Below are 21,157 nucleotides of genomic sequence, written 5' to 3'. Positions count from 1 at the left end.
CCCTGACCTCCGGCAGATGAGCCCCAGGCGGTCCTATGGTAGAGTGGCGGCCTTTTTCCGAGGGGATGCTAACTGTGTGGGAATTGGTCAAGTCCGGTGGCTGGATGATGCTGCCGATCATCCTGAGCTCGATCGCCGCCATGGCGATCGTCGTCGAGCGCCTGTGGACCCTGCGCGCCAGCCGTGTCACCCCGCCGCACCTGCTGGGCCAGGTGTGGATGTGGATCAAGGACAAGCAACTCACCAGTGACAAGCTCAAGGCCCTGCGCGCCGACTCGCCGCTGGGCGAGATCCTCGCCGCGGGCCTGGCCAACTCGCGCCACGGCCGCGAGATCATGAAAGAGTGCATCGAGGAGGCCGCCTCGCGGGTCATCCACGAGCTGGAACGCTACATCAGCACCCTCGGCACCATCGCCGCCATGGCCCCGCTGCTGGGCCTGCTGGGCACCGTGCTGGGCATGATCGACATCTTCAGCGCCTTCATGGGCTCGCAGATGACCGCCAACGCCGCCGTCCTGGCCGGGGGGATCTCCAAGGCCCTGGTCACCACCGCGGCCGGCCTGATGGTCGGTATCCCGGCGGTGTTCTTCCACCGCTTCCTGCTGCGCCGCATCGATGAGCTGGTGGTGGGCATGGAGCAGGAGGCGATCAAGCTGGTGGAAGTGCTGCAGGGCGACCGCGAAGTGGAAGTGGCCGGAGGCAAGGCGTGAAGTTCCGGCGCAATCGCCAGCGCGAGAACGTCGACATCAACCTGGCGTCGTTGATCGACGTGGTGTTCGTGCTGCTGCTGTTCTTCGTGGTCACCACCACCTTCACCCGCGAGACCCAGCTGCGTGTCGAGTTGCCGGAGGCCAGCAGCGCCGAGCAGCCGCCGGCCGACCAGGGCAAGCTGGTGGAGATCACCATCAGCGCCGACGGCGTGTACTCGGTGAACAACCACCTGCTGCCCAAGAGCGACCTGGACACCCTGACCGAGGCGATCGAGAAGGAATCCGGCGGTGACATCACCCTGCCGCTGGCCATCAGCGCCGACGGCAAGACCCCGCACCAGGCTGTGATCACCGCAATGGACGCGGCCGGCAAGCTCGGCTTCAGCAAGTTGCGCATGACCACCGTCGAGGCCGCGCAGGGCAAGCCCTGATGGCCTTCGCCGACCGTCTGCTCGCCGCCTGGTACGCCGGGCACCCGGCGCTGGCCCTGCTGCGGCCGCTGGAGGCCCTGTACCGTCGCGTGGTGACGCGCAAGCGCGCGCGCTTCCTCAGCGGCGAAAGCCCGAGCTACCGTGCCCCGGTACCGGTGATCGTGGTGGGCAATATCACCGTCGGCGGTACCGGCAAGACGCCGATGATCCTCTGGCTGATCGAGCATTGCCGCCGGCAGGGGCTCAAGGTCGGCGTGGTCAGCCGTGGCTATGGCGCCAAACCACCGCACTATCCCTGGCGCGTCCAGGCTGACCAGCCTGCGGACCAGGCCGGCGACGAGCCCTTGCTGATCGTCCAGCGCACCGGCGTGCCGCTGGTGATCGACCCCGACCGTTCCCGTGCCGTGCAGGCCTTGCTGGCCAGTGATGCGCCGGACCTGATCCTGTGCGACGACGGCATGCAGCATTACCGCCTGGCTCGCGACCTGGAGCTGGTGTTGATCGACGCCGCCCGGGGCCTGGGCAATCACCGCTGCCTGCCGGCCGGCCCGTTGCGCGAGCCGGTCGAGCGCTTGGGCGAGGCCGACGCGGTGCTGTTCAACGGCGCCGAGACCGACCGCGCCGACGGCTTCGCCTTCCGCCTGCAACCCTCGGCGCTGATCAACCTGCGCAGCGGCGAGCGCCGCGAGCTCGACCTGTTCCCGCCTGGCCAGGCGCTGCACGCCGTGGCCGGCATCGGCAATCCGCAACGTTTCTTCAACACCCTGCTGGGGCTACACTGGCAGCCGGTGCCGCACCCTTTCGCCGACCATGCGCCCTACAGCCGTGAAGTGCTGTCGTTCAGCCCGCCGCTGCCGCTGGTGATGACCGAGAAGGATGCGGTGAAATGCCGGCCCTTCGCCGCCGACGACTGGTGGTACCTGGCGGTCGACGCCGTGCCGACGCCCGCCTTCAGCGCCTGGTTCGACGCCCAGCTCGACCGCCTGCTGCCCGGCCGCCCCTGAGCCTTTTTTCATTTTCCGTCGCAAGGACACCTCCATGGACACCAAACTGCTCGATATCCTGGCCTGCCCGATCACCAAGGGCCCGCTCAAGCTTAGCGCCGACAAGACCGAGCTGATCAGCAAGGGCGCCGGCCTGGCCTATCCGATCCGCGATGGCATCCCGGTGATGCTGGAAAGCGAGGCGCGCACCCTGACCGACGAAGAGCGCCTGGACAAATGAGCCTGGACTTCACCGTGGTGATTCCCGCCCGGCTGCGCTCCACGCGCCTGCCGGGCAAGCCATTGCTGCCGATCGCCGGCAAGCCGATGGTCCAGCATGTGTGGGAGCAGGCGCGCAAGAGCGGCGCCAGCCGCGTGGTCATCGCCACCGACGATGCCAGCATCGTCGAGGCCTGCCAGGCGTTTGGCGCCGAGGTGCTGCTGACCCGTGCCGACCATGAGTCGGGCACCGATCGCCTGGCCGAGGTCGCCGCCCAGCTGGGCCTGGCCGCCGATGCCATCGTGGTCAACGTGCAGGGCGACGAGCCCCTGATACCGCCGGTGATCATCGACCAGGTGGCGGCCAACCTCGCCGCGCACCCGGAGGCTGGCATCGCCACCCTGGCCGAGCCGATCCACGCCCCGGAAACCATCTTCAACCCCAATGCGGTCAAAGTGGTCAGCGACAAGCACGGCCTGGCCCTGACCTTTAGCCGCGCGCCGCTGCCCTGGGCCCGCGACGCCTTCGCCCACAACCGCGACCAGCTGCCGGAAGGCGTGCCTTATCGCCGTCATATCGGCATGTACGCCTACCGGGTGGGCTTCCTCCAGGACTTCGTCGCCTGGGGCCCATGCTGGCTGGAGCAGACCGAATCGCTGGAGCAGCTGCGTGCCCTGTGGCACGGCGTGCGCATCCATGTCGCCGACGCCATCGAGGCGCCGGCCGTGGGCGTGGACACCCCTGAAGACCTGGAGCGCGTTCGGCGCTTGCTGGAGGCCTGATGCGCGTTTTGTTCGTCTGCCTCGGCAACATCTGCCGCTCGCCGACCGCCGAAGGCGTGCTGCGCCATCAGCTCGAGGCCGCAGGCCTGGGTGATGTGGTGCAGGTGGCCTCCGCCGGCACCGGCGACTGGCATGTCGGCAAGGCGCCCGACAGTCGCACCTGCAAGGCCGCCCTGGCCCGTGGCTACGACCTGTCGCGCCAGCGTGCCCAGCAGATCAAGGCGGCGCATTTTGCCGAGTACGACCTGGTCCTGGCCATGGACAAGAGCAACCTGGGTAACCTGCAGGCCCTGCGTCCGCACAACGCCAAGGGCGAGCTCGACCTGTTCCTGCGCCGCTATGGCGCGGCCCTGGACGAAGTGCCGGACCCTTACTACGGCGGTGCCGAAGGCTTCGAGCAGGTCCTGGACCTGATCGAGGCGGCCTGCCGCGAGCTGGTCGTGGAAATCAAGGGGCGGTTATGACGGCGCACTGGCAGGAGCGCGTGTCGCTCAAGCCCTATAACACCTTCGGCATCGATGTCAGTGCCCGCTACTTCACCCAGGCCCATGACGACGACGAAGCCCGCCAGGCCCTGGCCCAGGCCGCCGAGCGGCAGGTGCCGGTGCTGGTGATTGGCGGCGGCAGCAACCTGCTGTTGTCCCGCGATGTCGAGGCCCTGGTGCTGCACATGGCCAGCCGTGGCCGACGCCTGCTCAGCGATGATGGTGAGCGGGTGGTGGTGGAGGCCGAGGCCGGCGAGCCCTGGCACCCGTTCGTGCAGTGGAGCCTTGGGCAGGGCTTGTGCGGGCTGGAAAACCTCAGCTTGATCCCCGGCACCGTGGGCGCCGCGCCGATGCAGAACGTCGGTGCCTATGGCGTGGAGATCAAGGATGTGTTCGCCGGCTTGACCGCGCTGGACCGCGAGACCGGCGAGCTGCGGGATTTCTCGTTGGAAGAGTGCGCGTTCGGTTATCGCGACAGCGTGTTCAAACGCAACCCCGGGCGCTGGCTGATTGTACGCGTGCGCTTTGCCTTGAATCGTACCTTGCAGGCACACCTGGACTACGGCCCGGTGCGTCAGCGCCTGGCGGAGCAGGGCGTCGAGCAGCCGACCGCGCAGGCGATCAGCGACGCGATCTGCAGTATCCGTCGGGAGAAACTGCCGGATCCGGCTGAGTTGGGCAATGCAGGGAGCTTCTTCAAGAACCCGGTGGTGTCCGCTGAGTTGGCCGAGCGTATTCGTGCCGGGCATCCTGGCGTGGTGGCCTATCCCCAGGCCGATGGCCAAGTGAAGCTGGCGGCCGGCTGGTTGATCGAGCAGGCGGGGTGGAAAGGCTATCGCGATGGCGATGCGGGGGTGCACCGCTTGCAGTCGTTGGTGCTGGTCAACTACGGCCAGGCGAGCGGGGCGCAGTTGCATGCGCTGGCGCGGCGGATCCAGGCGGATATCCTCGAGCGCTTCGGGGTTGAGCTGGAGATGGAGCCGAACCTGTACTGATGGGGTGGCCTGGGCTTGCCCCGCGATCACCGGCAGAGCCGGTGCCATCCACCGGCAAAGAAAAAGCCCCGCCAGTTCGCACTGGCGGGGCTTTTTCATTCAGCCGAGGCTATCAACCGTGATGAGGCTTGTGCTCGTCAGCGGTTTCCAGGGCTTCGGCCGGGGTAGCCTGGGCGGCGGCCAGAGCAGCGGCGGCGGCTTCGGCTTCACGCTTGCGGCGACGCACTTCACGCGGGTCGTTCGGCGCACGGCCGTTCGGCAGCATGATGGTGGACGGCTCGACCGGTGCTTGCTCGGCAACCACGGCTGGCGCAGGCTCGGCCACCGGGGCTTCGACCGCTTCAGGCTGGGCTTCGACGGCTTCAGCTACCGGGGCAGGCTGTTCGGCGACTGGCGCCTTGGCTTCAACCGCTTCGGCAACCGGTGCCTTCTCGATCTCGCCCGCTTCCACTACTGGGGCTTGCACGACCGCGGCCGGCTCGACTGCTGCCTCGACAACGGCGGTGGCCGGCTGCTCGGCGGCGGCTTCTTCGACCACAGGCTGTGGCGCCACTTCGACGACAGGCTCGATGCTCGGCTCGGCAGCGACCACTGGCTCGCTGACAGGCTGCTCGACCACCGGGGCGATGGCGACCTGCTCGGCCACGACTTCGGTGATTTGCACCTGGGTCTCGGCGACAGCGGCGCTGGCGCGTTCGGCCTGCTGGTTGGCTTGGGCCTCGGCGTCGGCGCTGATGTTGCTGGTGGCAACGGCAGCGATCACGGCTGTACCGGCGGCCAATTCAGCACCCAGCTCGGTGGCCTGGTGCTGTTGTGGCTGCTCTTCGCCGGCGTCTTCGTCGCCGCCGTCGATCAGCTCGCCATTGGCGTTGCGCTGGCGCTCACGACGGTTGCTGCGACGACGCTGGCCACGGGAACGGCGGCGTGGACGCTCGCCATCGGCGCCTTCCTGCTCGTCCTGCAGCAGCTCTTCGTTCGGCAGTTGCTCCTCGGCGAGCTCCACGGCCTGTTCGGCGGCCTGCACCTCAGGGCGCAGCTGGCGCTCTTCGCGTGGGGCACGTTCTTCACGCGGTGCACGCTCTTCGCGGGGGGCGCGTTCTTCACGCGGAGCGCGCTCTTCACGCGGAGCGCGCTCTTCGCGTGGAGCACGTTCTTCACGCGGTGCACGCTCTTCACGCGGTGCACGCTCTTCGCGTGGCGCGCGCTCTTCACGGGCTACGCGTTCTTCGCGTGGCGCACGCTCTTCACGCGGTGCGCGTTCTTCGCGGGCAGTCGGTGCGGCGTCCAGTGGCTCGCGCAGTTCGCGCACGCGCTCTTCGCGGTTGCCGCGGCGGTCTTCACGCGGCTGGCGCGGTTGACGCTCTTCGCGTGGCGCACGTTCTTCACGCGGGGCACGCTCTTCGCGAGGCTGACGCTCTTCACGCGGGGCGCGCTCGCCGCGCTCTTCGCGTGGCTTGCGGTCTTCTTCGCGACGGCCGTTGCGGTTGCGGCTCTGCTGGCGACCGTTACGGCGCTCTTCGTTACGTGGCGAGCGTTCGGTGGCTGGCTTCTCGGTGGTGGCGACCGGTGCGGCGGCAGGCTCTTCCTTGCCGGCGAACAGGCTGACCAGCGACTTGACCAGGCCTTTGAACAGGCTCGGCTCGGCGGCGACAGGGGCGGCGACCGGCGCGGCAGGGGCCGGCTGCTCTTCAGCGGTTGTCGGCACCGGGGCGTTGGCGCGGGCCGGCGCGGTCTTGACCGCGGCTTCCTGGCGCACCAGGGTGCGGGTGGCGGTCGGCTGCGGCGCTTCTTCGGTCTCGGCGGAGGCGATCTCGTAGCTGGACTGGTTGTTCAGCACGTCGGGGTTGTCGTCGCGCAGGCGCTGGACTTCGAAGTGCGGGGTTTCCAGGTGATCGTTCGGCAGGATGATGATGCGTGCGCGCGTGCGCAGTTCGATCTTGGTGATCGAGTTGCGTTTCTCGTTGAGCAGGAAGGCGGCCACCGGGATCGGTACCTGGGCGCGCACTTCGGCGGTGCGGTCCTTCAGTGCTTCTTCCTCGATCAGGCGCAGGATCGCCAGCGACAGCGACTCGACGTCACGGATGATGCCGGTGCCGGAGCAGCGTGGGCAGACGATGCCGCTGCTTTCGCCCAGCGATGGACGCAGGCGCTGACGGGACATTTCCAGCAGGCCGAAGCGCGAGATGCGGCCAACCTGAACGCGAGCGCGGTCGGCCTCGAGGCACTCACGCACGCGCTCTTCGACAGCGCGCTGGTTCTTGGCCGGGGTCATGTCGATGAAATCGATGACGATCAGGCCGCCGATGTCGCGCAGGCGCAGCTGGCGAGCGATCTCTTCGGCCGCTTCCAGGTTGGTCTGCAGGGCGGTTTCTTCGATGTCGCTGCCTTTGGTGGCGCGCGCCGAGTTGATGTCGATGGACACCAGGGCTTCGGTCGGGTCGATGACGATCGAGCCGCCGGACGGCAGGTCAACCACGCGCTGGAAGGCGGTTTCGATCTGGCTTTCGATCTGGAAGCGGTTGAACAGCGGCACGCTGTCTTCGTACAGCTTGACCTTGCTGGCGTACTGCGGCATCACCTGGCGAATGAAGGTCAGGGCTTCTTCCTGGGCGTCGATGCTGTCGATCAGCACTTCGCCGATGTCCTGGCGCAGGTAGTCGCGGATGGCGCGGATGATGACGTTGCTTTCCTGGTAGATCAGGAACGGCGCGGCGCGGTCTTGCGAGGCTTCCTTGATGGCGGTCCACAGCTGCAGCAGGTAGTCGAGGTCCCACTGCATTTCTTCGCTGCTGCGGCCCAGGCCCGCGGTGCGCACGATCAGGCCCATGTCGCCCGGAACGGTCAGGCCGTTCAGCGCTTCGCGCAGTTCGTTGCGCTCTTCGCCTTCGATGCGGCGGGAGATGCCACCGGCGCGCGGGTTGTTGGGCATCAGTACCAGGTAGCGGCCGGCCAGGCTGATGAAGGTGGTCAGGGCGGCGCCTTTGTTGCCGCGCTCTTCCTTCTCGACCTGGACGATGACTTCCTGGCCTTCGCTCAGGACTTCCTTGATGTTGACCCGGCCTTCAGGGGCTTTCTTGAAGTATTCGCGGGAGATTTCCTTCAGCGGCAAGAAGCCGTGTCGTTCGGAGCCGAAGTCGACGAAGGCCGCTTCGAGGCTGGGCTCGATCCGGGTGATCTTGCCTTTGTAGATGTTGGCCTTTTTCTGCTCGCGGGCGCCGGACTCGATGTCCAGGTCGTAGAGACGTTGGCCGTCCACCAGGGCTACACGCAACTCTTCGGGCTGAGTTGCGTTAATCAGCATTCTTTTCATGTTGTACCGTCGGTTTCCGGGCTGCCGGAAACGGCGTGCGGCACACACGACTTGTCAGGGTCGGTGCCAAGGTGCGCAAAGGGTGGCGGGCCACCCCCGTGTCTGGCGACGTTCGGCACCAGCCGGTTGCCCAGCCTGCCGTTGTCGCGACGACGCGTCCTGTTTTGCGGTGCCAAAAGACCTGTCGAGCTTTTCGAAGGTTATCCGAATCAATCGAGCGGGCCTGGTGCACTCAGTCAGGAGGAGGAATCAACCGGTCGTCCGTGGACGCCACCAGGGCGTCTGTTCAGGACCTTGTCCGCTCATTGCCCGTTGAATGGGGCGCTGGGGCGGGTTCGGTGCCACACGGTCCGAGGGCTGTACATCTCCACCCTGCACGTATCCCTGAAAATTCGGTGCTGCCGCGCGCTGAATCCGCAACGGGTTGCATTTTTCGCCAGCCCGGTTCCGGGCTGGCGCCATAACATATCCAAGGCAGGTATTTCCGAAGCATTCGCCCGAATGCGCGGAAACGACGGTGGCGGGCAGAGGTACGGCGAAAAGAATCGGGATAAGCAGGTGAAACACCGCACTTGTCGTTTTTTTTCGGTCTTCTCTACACAGCGCTGGTGGCGATTCCAGGCATTTAGTTAAACTGGCGAACGCTCCGTAGGACGGCCTCGCGTCCTCGGGAATTGCGATGGTCAGGGCCGGCGTAGAGCCTGGTGCCGCTGGCCTGCCGCTTTTGGCGGCGTTCGCGACTATAGCAGCAATGATTAAGTGCTTCAATTCCATAAAAAATTGTTATGATCCCGCCATGACGACCAATACCCCCCCGACTTCCGGCGTTCAGCTGATCGAAGTCCCGCCGGAGCTTGCCGGCCAGCGCATCGACAATTTCCTCATCACGGCCCTCAAGGGCGTGCCCAAGACCTTGGTCTACCGCATCCTGCGCAAGGGTGAGGTGCGGGTCAACAAGGGCCGGATCAAGCCCGAGTACAAGCTGCAGGCCGGCGATGTGGTGCGCGTGCCGCCGGTGCGCCTGCCCGAGCGCGACGAGCCGGCGCCGGTGGCCCAGGGGCTGCTGCAGCGCCTCGAGGCGGCCATTGTCTATGAGGACAAGGCGCTGATCGTGATGAACAAGCCGGCCGGCATCGCCGTGCACGGCGGCAGCGGCCTGAGCTTTGGCGTGATCGAGGCGCTGCGCCAACTGCGCCCGGACGCCAAGGAGCTGGAGCTGGTGCATCGCCTGGACCGCGACACCTCGGGCCTGCTGATGATCGCCAAGAAGCGCAGCATGCTGCGCCACCTGCATGCCGCCCTGCGCGGCGATGGCGTCGACAAACGCTACATGGCGCTGGTGCGCGGCCATTGGCCGACCTCGAAGAAGCAGGTCAATGCGCCGCTGCAGAAGAGCAACCTGCGTTCCGGCGAGCGCATGGTCGAGGTCAACGACGAGGGCAAGGACGCGCTGACGATGTTCCGCGTGCTGCGCCGCTTCGGCGAGTTCGCCACCATTGTCGAGGCGCGGCCGATCACCGGGCGTACCCACCAGATCCGCGTGCATACCCTGCATGCCGGGCACATGATCGCCGGCGACAGCAAGTACGGCGATGAAGACTTCACTCGCGAGATCCGCGAGCTGGGCGGCAAGCGTCTGTTCCTGCATGCCTACCAGCTGACCGTGCCGCTGCCCGATGGTGGTGAGCTCAAGCTCGAGGCGCCGGTGGATGAGATGTGGGCCAAGACCATCGAGCGACTGGCGTCCTGAGCCATGAATAAAAGTTATGACCTGCTGATCTTCGACTGGGACGGCACCCTGGCCGACTCCATCGGGCGCATCGTCGAGGCCATGAACGTGGCCGCCGGGCGTGCCGGCGAGGCCCCCAGCAGCGACGAGGCGGTCAAGGGCATCATCGGCCTGGCGCTGGGGGAGGCGATCGCCACCCTGTACCCGCACCTCGATGCGCCGCAGGTCGAGGCGTTCCGCCGGCACTACGCCGACGTGTACATGGCGCTGGACCAGCAGCCGTCGCCGTTGTTCGACGGCGTGGTCGAGTCGCTGGAGGCGTTCCGTGCCGAGGGGTATCGTCTGGCAGTGGCCACCGGCAAGGCGCGGCGCGGCCTGGACCGGGTGCTCAAGGCCAATGGCTGGGAAGGCTATTTCGACATCACCCGGGCTGCCGACGAAACCCGTGGCAAGCCGCATCCGCTGATGCTCGAAGAGATTCTCGCCCATTGCCGGGTCGAACCCGGGCGGGCGCTGATGGTCGGAGATTCGGCGTTCGACCTGCAGATGGCCAGCAACGCCGGCATGCATTCGGTAGCGGTGGGCTACGGCGCCATGTCGCTGCAGGCCTTGGCCGAATTCGGCCCGCAAGTGTGCATCGAGCATTTTTCCCAGTTGCGCGAATGGCTGGCCGAGCCTGCGCAGATCAATTTCCAAGGTAGGTGAGCATGACTGACGAATGGAAGGCGCCCGAGCCGGACGAAGCCGGTGAGGAGCGCAAGAGCTGGAAGCTGCTGGAGAAGACCTTGCTGGCAGGCGTCCAGGAGCAGCGCCGGGCGCGGCGCTGGGGGATCTTCTTCAAGCTGCTGACCTTTGTGTACCTGTTTGGCATCCTGTTCCTGTTCACGCCGTTGATGGATGTGGACAAGGCGGCCTCGCGCAGCGGCAACCACACCGCGCTGGTCGAGGTGCGCGGCGTGATTGCCGACCAGGAGCCGGCCAGCGCCGACAATATCGTCAAGAGCCTGCGCGAGGCGTTCAAGGATCCGAAGACCAAGGCTGTGGTCATGCGTATCAACAGCCCGGGCGGCAGTCCGGTGCAGTCGGGCTATGTGTACGACGAGATCCGTCGCCTGCGCGCCGAGTACCCTGCCATCAAGCTGTATGCGGTGATCGCCGACCTCGGTGCGTCCGGGGCCTACTACATCGCCAGCGCCGCCGACGAGATCTATGCCGACAAGGCCAGTCTGGTCGGTTCCATTGGTGTCACCGCGGCCGGCTACGGCTTCGTCGGGGCCATGGACAAGCTGGGGGTGGAGCGTCGTACCTATACGGCTGGCGAGCACAAGGCGTTCCTTGATCCGTTCTCGCCACAGAAACCCGAAGAAACCGCGTTCTGGCAGGGTGTGCTGGACACCACGCACCGCCAGTTCATCGCCATGGTCAAGCAGGGGCGTGGCGAGCGCCTAAAAGACAAGGATCACCCTGAGCTGTTCAGTGGGCTGATCTGGTCGGGCGAGCAGGCCAAGGAGCTGGGTCTGGTGGACGGGCTGGGCAGTGCCAGCTATGTCGCCCGCGACATCGTGGGTGAGAAGGAGTTGGTGGACTTCACTGTGCAGGAGTCGCCGTTTGATCGTTTCTCCAAGCGTATCGGTGCCAGCGTGGCGGAGCGCCTGGCGCTGTATATGGGCTTCCAGGGGCCTTCGCTGCGTTGAGCTGAATCGGCGTGGCATTCATCGCGGGGCAAGCCCGCTCCCACTGGTCGCTCATTGGCCTCGTGGGGGCGGGCTTGCCCCGCGATTGCATGTTCAAGGCACCTGCACGCCTTCCTTGTGCAGCATGTCCACCAGTCGAATCAGTGGCAGCCCGATCAGGCTCGTGGCATCGCAGCCGTGGGTGCTCTGGAACAGGCTGACCCCCAGTCCCTCGGCCTTGAAGCTGCCGGCGCAATCCAGCGGCTGCTCGGCCGTCACGTAGCGCTCCACGCGCTCTCGATCCAGCTCGCGCATCGTCACGGTAAACGGCACGCAATCAACCTGGCAGTGGCCGGTGGCGCTGTTCAGCAGCGCCAGCCCGGTGAGGAAAGTGACCTGCTGCCCGCTGCTCTCCAGCAATTGCTCGCAGGCGCGTTCAAAGGTGTGGGGTTTACCGAGGATTTGCTCGCCCAGCACCGCCACCTGGTCGGAGCCGATGATCAGGTGGTCGGGGTGGCTGGCGGCCAGGGCTTCGGCCTTCTGTCGAGCCAGGCGGCGGACCAGCTCGACGGCGGGTTCGTCATCGAGGCGCCGTTCGTCAAGGTCGGGGCTTGCCCAGGTGAAGGGCAGGCGCAGGCGGGTGAGCAGTTCACGGCGGTACGCAGAGCTGGAAGCCAGTAACAAGGGAAGCATGGTAGACTCCTGGGCAATTACCCCGAATTCTAACATGCGAGATGACACCTAATTTCCTTTGACAGGGAGGGGGTGCATCCCTAGAATGCTGCGCCTATGTTGAATGACCCGATTCCACCTCACGTTGACCCGCGCAAATTGGCTGATCGTGGCGTAACCCTCGAAGGTTCGCTGCAACTCGCTGATTTGGAAAGACTCTGCGACCCGCTTTCCGACAATGTCGGTACGGTGCAGGCGAAGTTCGATTTTGAACGAGATGAACAGCACGTGGTGGTTATCCACAGCGCGCTGGATGTCGAAGTCAAGATGGTTTGCCAGCGTTGTCTTGAGCTGGTCACCCTGCCGATCCACAGCGAATGCACATACGCCGTGGTGAAGGAGGGTGCGAACACCCAGTCGTTGCCGAAAGGCTATGACGTGCTGGAACTGGGCGAAGATCCTTTGGATCTGCAGGCGTTGGTCGAGGAAGAGCTGTTGCTCGCCCTGCCGATCGTGCCTGCTCATCATCCGGAAGAATGCCAGCAGCCGGCGGGACTCGATGAGCCCGAGCCGAGCAAGGACGAGGTATCGCGGTCCAACCCGTTCAGTGTATTGGCGCAGTTAAAGCGTGACCCAAACGTTTAGGAGTTAATCAATTATGGCTGTTCAGCAGAACAAAAAATCCCGCTCTGCCCGTGACATGCGCCGTTCGCACGACGCCCTGTCGGCAGAAGCTCTGTCGGTAGAGAAGAGCACCGGTGAAGTACACCTGCGTCACCACGTATCGCCAGAAGGCGTATACCGTGGTCGCAAAGTGATCGACAAGGGCGCCGACGAGTAATCCTTGTCCGCTCAGATCATCGCGATCGACGCAATGGGCGGGGACTTCGGTCCCCGCAACATTGTCCAGGCTAGCATTGCCTGCCTTTCGGCTACCCCCTCGCTGCACCTGACCCTTGTCGGTCAACCCTCCCTCCTTGAAGATCTCCTCAGCGGCCTTGCGGCTGCGGATCGCGCGCGCCTGCAGATTGTCGCGGCCAGCGAAGTGATCGGCATGGACGAGCGGCCATCGCAGGCGTTGCGTGGCAAGCCGGACTCGTCGATGCGCGTCGCCCTCGAACTGGTGCGTGATGGCAAGGCCCAGGCCTGCGTGAGTGCCGGCAATACCGGCGCGCTCATGGCCCTGTCGCGCCTGGTGCTCAAGACCCTGCCTGGTATCGATCGCCCGGCGATGGTGGCGGCGATTCCGACCCAGGCGGGCTATTGCCAGTTGCTCGACCTCGGCGCCAATGTCGATTGCAGCGCGGAAAACCTCTACCAGTTCGCCGTGATGGGCGCGGTGGCCGCCCAGGCCCTGGGCGTGCACCGGCCGCGGGTGGCGCTGCTCAATATCGGTACCGAGGACATCAAGGGCAACCAGCAGGTCAAGCTGGCCGCCAGTCTGCTGCAGAACGCCCGGGGCCTGAACTACATCGGCTTCGTCGAAGGCGACGGGCTGTACCGCGGCGAGGCGGACGTGGTGGTGTGCGATGGATTCGTCGGCAATATCCTGCTCAAGTCCAGCGAAGGCCTGGCGACCATGATCGGCGCGCGCATCGAGGCGTTGTTCCGTGGCGGGCTGCTGGCGCGGGCGGCCGGGGCCATGGCCATGCCGTTGCTCAAGCGCCTGCAGGCCGACCTGGCGCCGGCGCGACACAATGGCGCAAGCTTCCTGGGCTTGCAGGGCATCGTCATCAAGAGCCATGGTTCTGCCGGCGTGCAGGGCTTGCAGAGTGCGATCCAGCGGGCGTTGATCGAGATCCAGGAAAACCTGCCGCAGCGTCTGCACGGACGCCTCGAAGACCTGTTGCCGTGATAAGGCTAAAACAGGTCTTAGGCATATCCGCAATGAAGTGCTTAAATGTGACCGCTTGGTCTGCCGCTCCATCCAAGCTTTCAGATTGCGCGCCCGGCCCAAGGCCCGGCGCACCCCATCCGACGACAAGATCATAAGGGCTTGTTCAATGTCTGCATCCCTCGCATTCGTCTTTCCTGGTCAAGGTTCCCAGTCGCTGGGCATGCTCAAGGAGCTGGGCGCCGAAAAACCGGTAATCGTCGAGACCTTCAAGGAAGCGTCCGAGGCCCTGGGCTACGACCTGTGGAAACTGGTCCAGGAAGGCCCGGAAGAACAACTCAACCAGACCGACAAGACCCAGCCGGCCATCCTGACCGCCTCGATTGCCCTGTGGCGCCTGTGGCTGGAAGAGGGTGGCGCGCAGCCTGCGTACGTCTCCGGTCATAGCCTGGGTGAATACAGCGCCCTGGTCGCCGCTGGCAGCCTGTCGCTGAAGGACGCGGTGCGCCTGGTCGAGCGCCGCGGTCAGCTGATGCAGGAAGCCGTGCCGGCCGGTCATGGCGCGATGGCCGCGATCCTTGGCCTGGACGACGCGGTCGTGGTCGAGATCTGCGCCAAGGCTGCCGAAGACGAAGTGGTCAGCGCGGTAAACTTCAACTCCCCTGGCCAGGTGGTCATCGCCGGCAACAAGGCAGCGGTGGATCGCGCCATGGAGCTGTGCAAAGAGGCCGGTGCCAAGCGCGCCCTGCCGCTGGCGGTCAGCGTGCCGTCGCACTGCGCGCTGATGAAGCCGGCCGCCGAGCGTTTCGCCGAGTCGGTCAACGCCATCGAATGGAAGGCCCCGCAGATCCCGGTGGTGCAGAACGTCACTGCCGCCATCGCCGCCGACCTCGATGCCCTCAAGCAGGACCTGCTGGCGCAGCTGTATCAGCCGGTACGCTGGGTCGAGTGCGTGCAGGCCCTGGCCGAGCGCGGCGCGGTGAACCTGGTCGAATGCGGTCCGGGCAAGGTCCTGGCCGGCCTGAACAAGCGTTGCGCCGACGGCGTGACCACCTACAACCTCAACACCCCAGACGCTGTCGCCGCCACCCGTGCGGCGCTGGCCTGAATTCGGAGAAGCTTGCATGAGCCTGCAAGGTAAAGTTGCACTGGTCACCGGCGCCAGCCGTGGTATCGGCCAGGCCATCGCCCTCGAGCTGGGCCGCCAGGGCGCGACCGTGATCGGTACCGCCACCACCGCCTCTGGCGCCGAGCGCATTGCCGCCACCCTGAAAGAACACGGCATCAACGGTACCGGTCTTGAGCTGAACGTCACCAGCGCCGAGTCCGTGGACGCGGTGTTGGGCGCCATCGGCGAGCAGTTCGGCGCGCCGGCCATCTTGGTCAACAACGCCGGCATCACCCGCGACAACTTGATGCTGCGGATGAAGGACGACGAGTGGTTCGACGTGATCGACACCAACCTCAACAGCCTCTACCGTCTGTCCAAGGGCGTGCTGCGCGGCATGACCAAGGCCCGCTGGGGTCGTATCATCAGCATCGGTTCGGTGGTGGGTGCCATGGGCAACGCCGGCCAGGCCAACTACGCCGCCGCCAAGGCCGGCCTGGAAGGTTTCAGCCGTGCCCTGGCCCGTGAAGTGGGCTCGCGTGGCATCACCGTCAACTCGGTGACCCCGGGCTTCATCGACACCGACATGACCCGCGAGCTGCCAGAAGCGCAGCGCGAGGCCCTGCAAAAAGAGATTCCGCTGGGCCGCCTGGGTCAGGCCGAGGAGATCGCGAAAGTGGTTTCCTTCCTGGCTTCCGACGGCGCAGCCTATGTCACCGGCGCCACCGTGCCGGTGAACGGCGGGATGTACATGTAAAAACCGCAACTCAATGTGACGGATTGCTTCAAAAAAGAGTCATACTGCGAGCCTAAAATCCGTTATAAAGCTGCAACCAGATTCCGGGCAGAGGGCCCGGTGGCCTGGTGGAAGGCGCGTTACGCTTGAAAAGCAGGCGTCTTCCTATAAACTTGGTCACCGGCCAGCTGCCTGACATATGTCCATTAGGAGTGAAAACTAGGTATGAGCACCATCGAAGAACGCGTCAAGAAAATCGTCGCCGAGCAACTGGGCGTCAAGGAAGATGAAGTGAAGAACACCTCTTCCTTCGTTGAGGACCTGGGTGCCGATTCGCTTGACACCGTTGAGCTGGTGATGGCTCTGGAAGAGGAATTCGAGACCGAAATCCCTGACGAAGAAGCCGAGAAGATCACTACCGTTCAAGCTGCCATCGACTACGTCAACGCCCACCAGGCCTAAGACGTTTCAGTCGACGCTACTTGTCGGGAAAAACCGCACTGCCGTCGCCGGCGTGCGGTTTTTTCTTTGCAAGCCCTGCAATCAGCGGAGTCTGTTGCCAGGCCATTGGCCGCGCCAGTGCACTGGCAAGAGACTCTGTAATTTGGAAATGAGGAGAGTACTGTGTCGCGTAGACGCGTCGTGGTCACTGGTATGGGTATGCTGTCGCCACTGGGTACCGATGTACCGAGCACCTGGCAGGGCATTCTGGCTGGCCGCAGTGGCATCGGTCCGATCGAGCATACGGATCTGTCTGCCTACTCCACCCGTTTTGGCGGCTCGGTAAAGGGCTTCGAAGTCGAGCAGTACCTGTCGGCCAAGGAGGCCCGCAAGCTCGACCTGTTCATCCAGTACGGCCTGGCGGCCGGCTTCCAGGCGGTGCGCAACGCCGGCCTGGAAATCACCGACGCCAACCGCGAGCGCATCGGCGTGGCCATGGGCTCGGGCATCGGCGGCCTGACCAACATCGAAGAGACCAGCAAGACCCTGCACGAGCAGGGGCCGCGCCGGATCTCGCCGTTCTTCGTGCCGGGCTCGATCATCAACATGATCTCCGGCTTCCTGTCGATCCACCTGGGTCTGCAAGGGCCGAACTACGCGATCGCCACCGCCTGCACCACCGGCACCCACTGCATCGGCATGGCCGCGCGCAACATCGCCTACGGCGAAGCCGACGTGATGATCGCCGGTGGCGCCGAAATGGCCGCCTGCGGGCTGGGTATGGGCGGCTTCGGCGCGTCCCGCGCGCTGTCGACCCGCAACGACGAGCCGGCCCGTGCCAGCCGTCCGTGGGACAAGGGCCGTGACGGCTTCGTGCTGTCCGACGGTGCTGGCGCCCTGGTGCTCGAAGAACTGGAGCACGCCAAGGCCCGTGGCGCCACCATCTACGCCGAGCTGGTCGGCTTCGGCATGAGCGGCGACGCCTATCACATGACCTCGCCGCCCGACTCCGGCGAAGGTGCTGCCCGCTGCATGGCCAATGCCCTGCGTGATGCCGGCATCCAGCCTGAGGACGTCAGCTACATCAACGCCCACGGCACCTCGACGCCGGCCGGCGACGTGGCCGAAGTGGCCGCGATCAAGCGCGTGTTCGGTGAGCATGCCTACAAGCTGGCGGTCAGCTCGACCAAGTCGATGACCGGCCACCTGCTCGGCGCCGCCGGCGCGGTGGAGGCGATCTTCAGCGTCCTGGCGATCAACAGCCAGATGGCGCCGCCGACCATCAACCTGGACGAGCCCGATGAAGGCTGCGACCTGGACTTCGTGCCTCACCAGGCGCGCAGCATGCCGATCGACGTGGTGCTGTCCAACTCGTTCGGCTTCGGTGGCACCAACGGTTCGCTGGTATTCCGTCGGTTCGCCGACTGATGCACAGCTGGATCGATGGCCAGGACGCGGCTGCGGTCAATCTGCAGAACCGCGGCCTGGCCTACGGCGATGGCCTGTTCGAGACCATTGCCGTGCGCGGCGGCAGGCCCAGCCTGCTGGCGCTGCACCTCGACCGCCTGGCGCTGGGTTGCCAGCGGCTGGCGATCGAGGCCGACCTGGCGCTGGTTCGCAATGAACTGTTGCAATTCGCCCAGCTGCTGGGCGAGGGCGTCGCCAAGCTGATCCTGACCCGCGGCGACAGTCAGCGTGGCTATGCCCCGGTGGCTGGCGCCCAGGCGCGGCGCATCCTTCAGGGCAGCCCCTTGCCGGCCTATCCTGGCGAACATGCCGAACAGGGTGTGCGCCTGTACGCCTGTCAGACGCGGTTGGCGGAACAACCGCTGCTGGCCGGGCTCAAACACCTCAACCGCCTCGAGCAGGTGCTGGCCCGCGCCGAATGGCAGGATCCGGCGTTTGCCGAAGGCTTGATGCGTGACGCCCAAGGGCGGGTGATCGAAGGGGTGTACAGCAACCTGTTCCTGGTGCGTGACGGCGTGCTGCTGACTGCCGAACTGAGCCGTTGTGGCGTGGCCGGGGTGATGCGCGCGGCATTGCTGGAGCAGGCGCGGTTGCTGGGTATTCCCACCCAGGTACGGGACTTGCCGCTGGAGGCGTTGGAGCAGGCCGACGAAGTGTTCGTCTGCAACAGTGTCTACGGCATCTGGCCCGTGCGTGAATTCGCCGCGCTGAACTGGCCGGCCGGGCCGCTCACCCGTAAACTGCAGGCCGTTGCCCGTACGTTACTGGATACCTGATTCGTGAGACGCAAATTCCTGCTGCTGCTGGAAATGAGCTTGATCCTCGCCGGCCTGGCACTGGGCTGGGCCGCCTGGAAGGTCAACTCGGTCCTGGAGCAGCCCCTGCAAGTGGCGCAGGAGCGCCTGCTCGACGTGCCCGGCGGCACGACGCCCAACCGTATGTTCTATCGCATGCAAAGCGAAGGCCTGCTCGACGATCCGCTATGGCTGCGCCTTTACTGGCGCTTCAACATGGCGGGCACGCCGCTGCATACCGGCGAATACCGGGTGACCCCGGGCATGACCGTGGGGCAGTTGTTCGACGCTTGGAAGCGCGGTGACGTGGTGCAGTACAACCTCACCCTGGTCGAGGGCTGGACCTTCCGCCAGGTGCGTGCCGCGGTGGCCAAGCATGAAAAGCTCAAGCACACCCTCGAAGGCTTGTCCGATTCCGAAGTGATGGACAAGCTCGGCCACACCGGTGTGTTCCCTGAGGGTCGCTTCTTCCCCGACACCTATCGCTTCGTGCGCGGCATGAGCGACGTCGAGCTGCTGCAGCAGGCCTACATGCGCCTGGACGAAGTGCTGGCCAAGGAGTGGGCCGAACGCAGCGCCGACCTGCCGTATCGCGATCCGTACCAGGCGCTGATCATGGCCTCGCTGGTGGAAAAGGAAACAGGCATTCCCCAGGAGCGTGGGCAGATCGCCGGCGTGTTCGTGCGGCGCATGCGCTTGGGCATGATGCTGCAGACCGACCCTACCGTGATCTACGGCATGGGCGAGCGCTACAACGGCAAGATTACCCGCGCCGACCTGCGCGAGCCGACCCCTTACAACACCTACACCATGACCGGCTTGCCGCCGACGCCGATCGCCATGGTCGGACGCGAGGCGATTCACGCCGCGCTAAACCCCAGCGACGGTTCGAGCCTGTACTTCGTTGCCCGGGGTGATGGCAGCCATGTGTTCTCCGACGACCTGGATGATCACAACAGCGCGGTGCGCGAGTTCCAGCTCAAGCGTCGGGCAGACTATCGTTCCAGCCCTGCGCCGCAGGCCGAGCCGGCGACGTCAGCGCCGCAGGCGACCCCGGACGCGGCGCCTGCTCCCGCGCCGCAAAGCGATGCGCCGGCCCCCACCGATGAATCCGCGCCGGCCGACACGTCGGTGCCAGCAGACACTAAGGAACACTCGTGAGCGGTTTGTTTATCACCCTGGAAGGCCCTGAAGGCGCCGGCAAGAGCACCAACCGCGATTACCTGGCGGCACGTTTGCGCGAGCAGGGCGTCGATGTGGTCATGACCCGCGAGCCTGGTGGCACGCCGTTGGCCGAGCGCATCCGCGAACTGCTGCTGGCGCCGAGCGAGGAGCGCATGGCGGTCGACACCGAGCTGCTGCTGATGTTCGCCGCCCGTGCCCAGCACCTGGCCGAAGTCATCCGCCCGGCGCTGGCCCGTGGCGCCGTGGTGCTGTGCGATCGCTTTACCGACGCCACCTACGCCTACCAAGGCGGCGGCCGCGGCCTGCCGGTGGAGCGCATCGCCATCCTCGAGGCCTTCGTCCAGGGCGAGCTGCGTCCTGACCTGACCTTGGTCTTCGATCTGCCCGTGGAGGTCGGCCTGTCCCGTGCCGCGGCCCGTGGCCGGCTGGACCGCTTCGAGCAGGAAGGCCAGGCCTTCTTCGATGCGGTGCGCCAGGCCTACCTGCAGCGTGCCGGCCAGCAGCCGCAGCGCTACCGGCTGCTGGACGCCGCCCAGCCGCTGAGCGCGGTGCAGCAGGCCATCGACGCCCTGGTGCCGGGTATCCTGGAGCGTTGCCGTGGCTGATGCCTACCCCTGGCAGCAGGCGCTCTGGCAACAACTGGCCGGGCGTGCCCAGCATGCCCATGCCTACCTGCTGCACGGCCCCCAGGGCATCGGCAAGCGCGCCCTGGCCGAGCGCCTGATGGCACGGCTGCTGTGCCAGCAGCCGCAGGGGTTGGATGCCTGCGGCCAGTGCAAGTCGTGCCTGTTGCTCAAGGCAGGCAGCCACCCGGACAACTTCGTGCTGGAGCCGGAGGAGGCCGACAAGCCGATCAAGATCGACCAAGTGCGTGATCTGGTGTCGTTCGTGGTGCAAACCGCCCAGCAGGGCGGGCGCAAGGTGGTGCTGATCGAGCCGGTGGAGGCGATGAACATCAATGCCTCCAACGCCCTGCTCAAGAGCCTGGAAGAGCCCTCCGGCGATACCGTGCTGCTGCTGGTCAGCCACCAGCCCAGCCGTCTGCTGCCAACCATCAAGAGCCGCTGCCAGCAGGTCGCCTGCCCGCAGCCGAGCCAGGAGCAGAGCCGCGCCTGGCTGGCCGCCGCCCTTGCCGGCAGCGCCGAGGAAGAGCGCGAGGAGCTGCTGACCCTGGCCGCCGGTTCGCCGCTGATGGCCGTGAGCCTGCAGGCCCAGGGCGTGCGCGAGCAGCGTGCGTTGGTGACCGAGGGGGTGAAGAAGTTGCTCAAGCAGCAGCAGTCGCCCAGTCAGCTGGCCGAGGCCTGGAGCAACGTGCCGTTGCTGCTGCTGTTCGACTGGTTTTGCGACTGGTCGCACCTGATCCTGCGCTACCAGTTGACCCAGGATGAGGAAGGACTAGGCTTGGCCGACATGCGCAAGGTGCTGCAGTACCTGGCGCAGAAGAGCCGCCAGGGCAAGGTGCTGGAGGTCCAGGCGTGGATCCTCGAACAGCGCCAGAAGGTGCTGGGCAAGGCCAACCTCAACCGTGTACTGCTGCTCGAAGCCTTGCTCGCCCACTGGGTGCAGCTGCCGGGCATGCGCTGATTTCCACCGTTCATTCAT

General features: G+C 65.7%; 23 protein-coding genes. 21 read left to right on the top strand and 2 right to left on the bottom strand.

Translation table 11 applies throughout. The features are described 5' to 3' along the window. The first annotated feature begins 74 nt into the window (after window positions 1–74). From AC25ND_RS13440 to murB, 7 genes are read left to right on the top strand one after another with little or no spacing between them, the layout of a single operon-like run. Complete coding sequence (locus AC25ND_RS13440; RefSeq protein ID WP_028690976.1) at window positions 75–710, top strand: MotA/TolQ/ExbB proton channel family protein; 636 nt, start codon at window positions 75–77, stop codon at window positions 708–710. Next, window positions 707–1,141, top strand: coding sequence for an ExbD/TolR family protein (locus AC25ND_RS13435; protein WP_028690977.1), 435 nt, complete (start codon window positions 707–709; stop codon window positions 1,139–1,141). The genes AC25ND_RS13440 and AC25ND_RS13435 overlap by 4 nt, the downstream gene beginning before the upstream one ends. Next, entirely contained in the window at window positions 1,141–2,145 is a 1,005-nt protein-coding gene (gene lpxK / locus AC25ND_RS13430) for a tetraacyldisaccharide 4'-kinase (RefSeq protein WP_186597288.1), read from the top strand. Before AC25ND_RS13435 ends, lpxK begins: the two co-directional genes overlap by 1 nt. Window positions 2,146–2,179: 34 nt before the next feature. Further along, window positions 2,180–2,365: a Trm112 family protein gene (locus AC25ND_RS13425; protein WP_011532874.1), complete on the top strand. Its 186-nt coding sequence runs from the start codon at window positions 2,180–2,182 to the stop codon at window positions 2,363–2,365. Beyond that, on the top strand, window positions 2,362–3,126 hold the full coding sequence (gene kdsB / locus AC25ND_RS13420; protein ID WP_062573278.1) for a 3-deoxy-manno-octulosonate cytidylyltransferase: 765 nt from the start codon (window positions 2,362–2,364) through the stop codon (window positions 3,124–3,126). Before AC25ND_RS13425 ends, kdsB begins: the two co-directional genes overlap by 4 nt. Continuing rightward, window positions 3,126–3,590, top strand: a complete 465-nt coding sequence (locus AC25ND_RS13415; RefSeq protein ID WP_028690980.1) for a low molecular weight protein-tyrosine-phosphatase — start codon at window positions 3,126–3,128, stop codon at window positions 3,588–3,590. Before kdsB ends, AC25ND_RS13415 begins: the two co-directional genes overlap by 1 nt. After that, a complete protein-coding gene (gene murB, locus AC25ND_RS13410) occupies window positions 3,587–4,606 on the top strand; it encodes a UDP-N-acetylmuramate dehydrogenase (RefSeq protein ID WP_028690981.1) in 1,020 nt (339 codons plus the stop codon). The genes AC25ND_RS13415 and murB overlap by 4 nt, the downstream gene beginning before the upstream one ends. A gap of 112 nt (window positions 4,607–4,718) precedes the next feature. Here the strand turns inward: murB and rne are convergent, their stop codons facing one another. Beyond that, a complete protein-coding gene (gene rne / locus AC25ND_RS13405) occupies window positions 4,719–7,916 on the bottom strand; it encodes a ribonuclease E (RefSeq protein ID WP_486976388.1) in 3,198 nt (1,065 codons plus the stop codon). A gap of 796 nt (window positions 7,917–8,712) precedes the next feature. On the opposite strand from rne, the gene rluC reads away from it, so the two are divergent. The 3 genes from rluC to AC25ND_RS13390 are packed head-to-tail and all read left to right on the top strand — an operon-like array spanning window position 8,713 to window position 11,339. Then, the gene (gene rluC / locus AC25ND_RS13400) at window positions 8,713–9,666 is read left to right on the top strand and encodes a 23S rRNA pseudouridine(955/2504/2580) synthase RluC (RefSeq protein ID WP_028690983.1); all 954 of its coding nucleotides are present in this window, start codon (window positions 8,713–8,715) and stop codon (window positions 9,664–9,666) included. A gap of 3 nt (window positions 9,667–9,669) precedes the next feature. Continuing rightward, window positions 9,670–10,350, top strand: a complete 681-nt coding sequence (locus AC25ND_RS13395; RefSeq protein ID WP_062361669.1) for an HAD family hydrolase — start codon at window positions 9,670–9,672, stop codon at window positions 10,348–10,350. Window positions 10,351–10,352: 2 nt separating this feature from the next. Then, window positions 10,353–11,339 carry a S49 family peptidase gene (locus tag AC25ND_RS13390; RefSeq protein ID WP_028690985.1) on the top strand — a complete coding sequence of 329 codons (987 nt, stop codon included), beginning with the start codon at window positions 10,353–10,355 and terminating at the stop codon, window positions 11,337–11,339. A 93-nt stretch (window positions 11,340–11,432) separates the two neighbouring features. Here AC25ND_RS13390 and AC25ND_RS13385 read toward each other — a convergent pair whose 3' ends face one another. After that, window positions 11,433–12,011, bottom strand: coding sequence for a Maf family protein (locus AC25ND_RS13385; RefSeq protein WP_028690986.1), 579 nt, complete (start codon window positions 12,009–12,011; stop codon window positions 11,433–11,435). 96 nt (window positions 12,012–12,107) lie between these two features. On the opposite strand from AC25ND_RS13385, the gene AC25ND_RS13380 reads away from it, so the two are divergent. The 11 genes from AC25ND_RS13380 to AC25ND_RS13330 all read left to right on the top strand — a co-directional run bounded on the left by AC25ND_RS13380 (window position 12,108) and on the right by AC25ND_RS13330 (window position 21,139). Further along, window positions 12,108–12,635, top strand: coding sequence for a YceD family protein (locus AC25ND_RS13380; RefSeq protein ID WP_023630499.1), 528 nt, complete (start codon window positions 12,108–12,110; stop codon window positions 12,633–12,635). A gap of 13 nt (window positions 12,636–12,648) precedes the next feature. After that, window positions 12,649–12,831 carry a 50S ribosomal protein L32 gene (gene rpmF / locus AC25ND_RS13375; RefSeq protein ID WP_028690987.1) on the top strand — a complete coding sequence of 61 codons (183 nt, stop codon included), beginning with the start codon at window positions 12,649–12,651 and terminating at the stop codon, window positions 12,829–12,831. A 3-nt stretch (window positions 12,832–12,834) separates the two neighbouring features. Then, window positions 12,835–13,845 (top strand): phosphate acyltransferase PlsX, encoded by a 1,011-nt coding sequence (plsX, locus tag AC25ND_RS13370; protein ID WP_081791573.1) that lies wholly within the window; start codon window positions 12,835–12,837, stop codon window positions 13,843–13,845. A gap of 148 nt (window positions 13,846–13,993) precedes the next feature. After that, on the top strand, window positions 13,994–14,932 hold the full coding sequence (gene fabD / locus AC25ND_RS13365) for an ACP S-malonyltransferase (RefSeq protein ID WP_028690989.1): 939 nt from the start codon (window positions 13,994–13,996) through the stop codon (window positions 14,930–14,932). A 16-nt stretch (window positions 14,933–14,948) separates the two neighbouring features. Continuing rightward, the gene (fabG, locus tag AC25ND_RS13360; RefSeq protein WP_023630496.1) at window positions 14,949–15,689 is read left to right on the top strand and encodes a 3-oxoacyl-ACP reductase FabG; all 741 of its coding nucleotides are present in this window, start codon (window positions 14,949–14,951) and stop codon (window positions 15,687–15,689) included. Between the two features lie 204 nt (window positions 15,690–15,893). Next, window positions 15,894–16,130 (top strand): acyl carrier protein, encoded by a 237-nt coding sequence (gene acpP / locus AC25ND_RS13355; RefSeq protein WP_028690990.1) that lies wholly within the window; start codon window positions 15,894–15,896, stop codon window positions 16,128–16,130. Window positions 16,131–16,292: 162 nt separating this feature from the next. Further along, window positions 16,293–17,537 (top strand): beta-ketoacyl-ACP synthase II, encoded by a 1,245-nt coding sequence (gene fabF, locus AC25ND_RS13350; protein ID WP_028690991.1) that lies wholly within the window; start codon window positions 16,293–16,295, stop codon window positions 17,535–17,537. Beyond that, window positions 17,537–18,352 (top strand): aminodeoxychorismate lyase, encoded by an 816-nt coding sequence (pabC, locus tag AC25ND_RS13345; RefSeq protein ID WP_088852507.1) that lies wholly within the window; start codon window positions 17,537–17,539, stop codon window positions 18,350–18,352. The genes fabF and pabC overlap by 1 nt, the downstream gene beginning before the upstream one ends. 3 nt (window positions 18,353–18,355) lie before the next feature. After that, window positions 18,356–19,531: an endolytic transglycosylase MltG gene (gene mltG, locus AC25ND_RS13340; protein WP_028690993.1), complete on the top strand. Its 1,176-nt coding sequence runs from the start codon at window positions 18,356–18,358 to the stop codon at window positions 19,529–19,531. Beyond that, entirely contained in the window at window positions 19,528–20,160 is a 633-nt protein-coding gene (gene tmk, locus AC25ND_RS13335; protein WP_186597292.1) for a dTMP kinase, read from the top strand. Before mltG ends, tmk begins: the two co-directional genes overlap by 4 nt. Continuing rightward, window positions 20,153–21,139: a DNA polymerase III subunit delta' gene (locus tag AC25ND_RS13330; protein ID WP_062361681.1), complete on the top strand. Its 987-nt coding sequence runs from the start codon at window positions 20,153–20,155 to the stop codon at window positions 21,137–21,139. Before tmk ends, AC25ND_RS13330 begins: the two co-directional genes overlap by 8 nt. Window positions 21,140–21,157 lie beyond the last annotated feature (18 nt).

It is taken from the genome of Pseudomonas sp. P110(2024) (assembly GCF_057480795.1).
The sequence above is the reverse complement of the archived record's forward strand: the minus strand, read 5'-3'. Positions and strand labels throughout refer to the sequence as shown.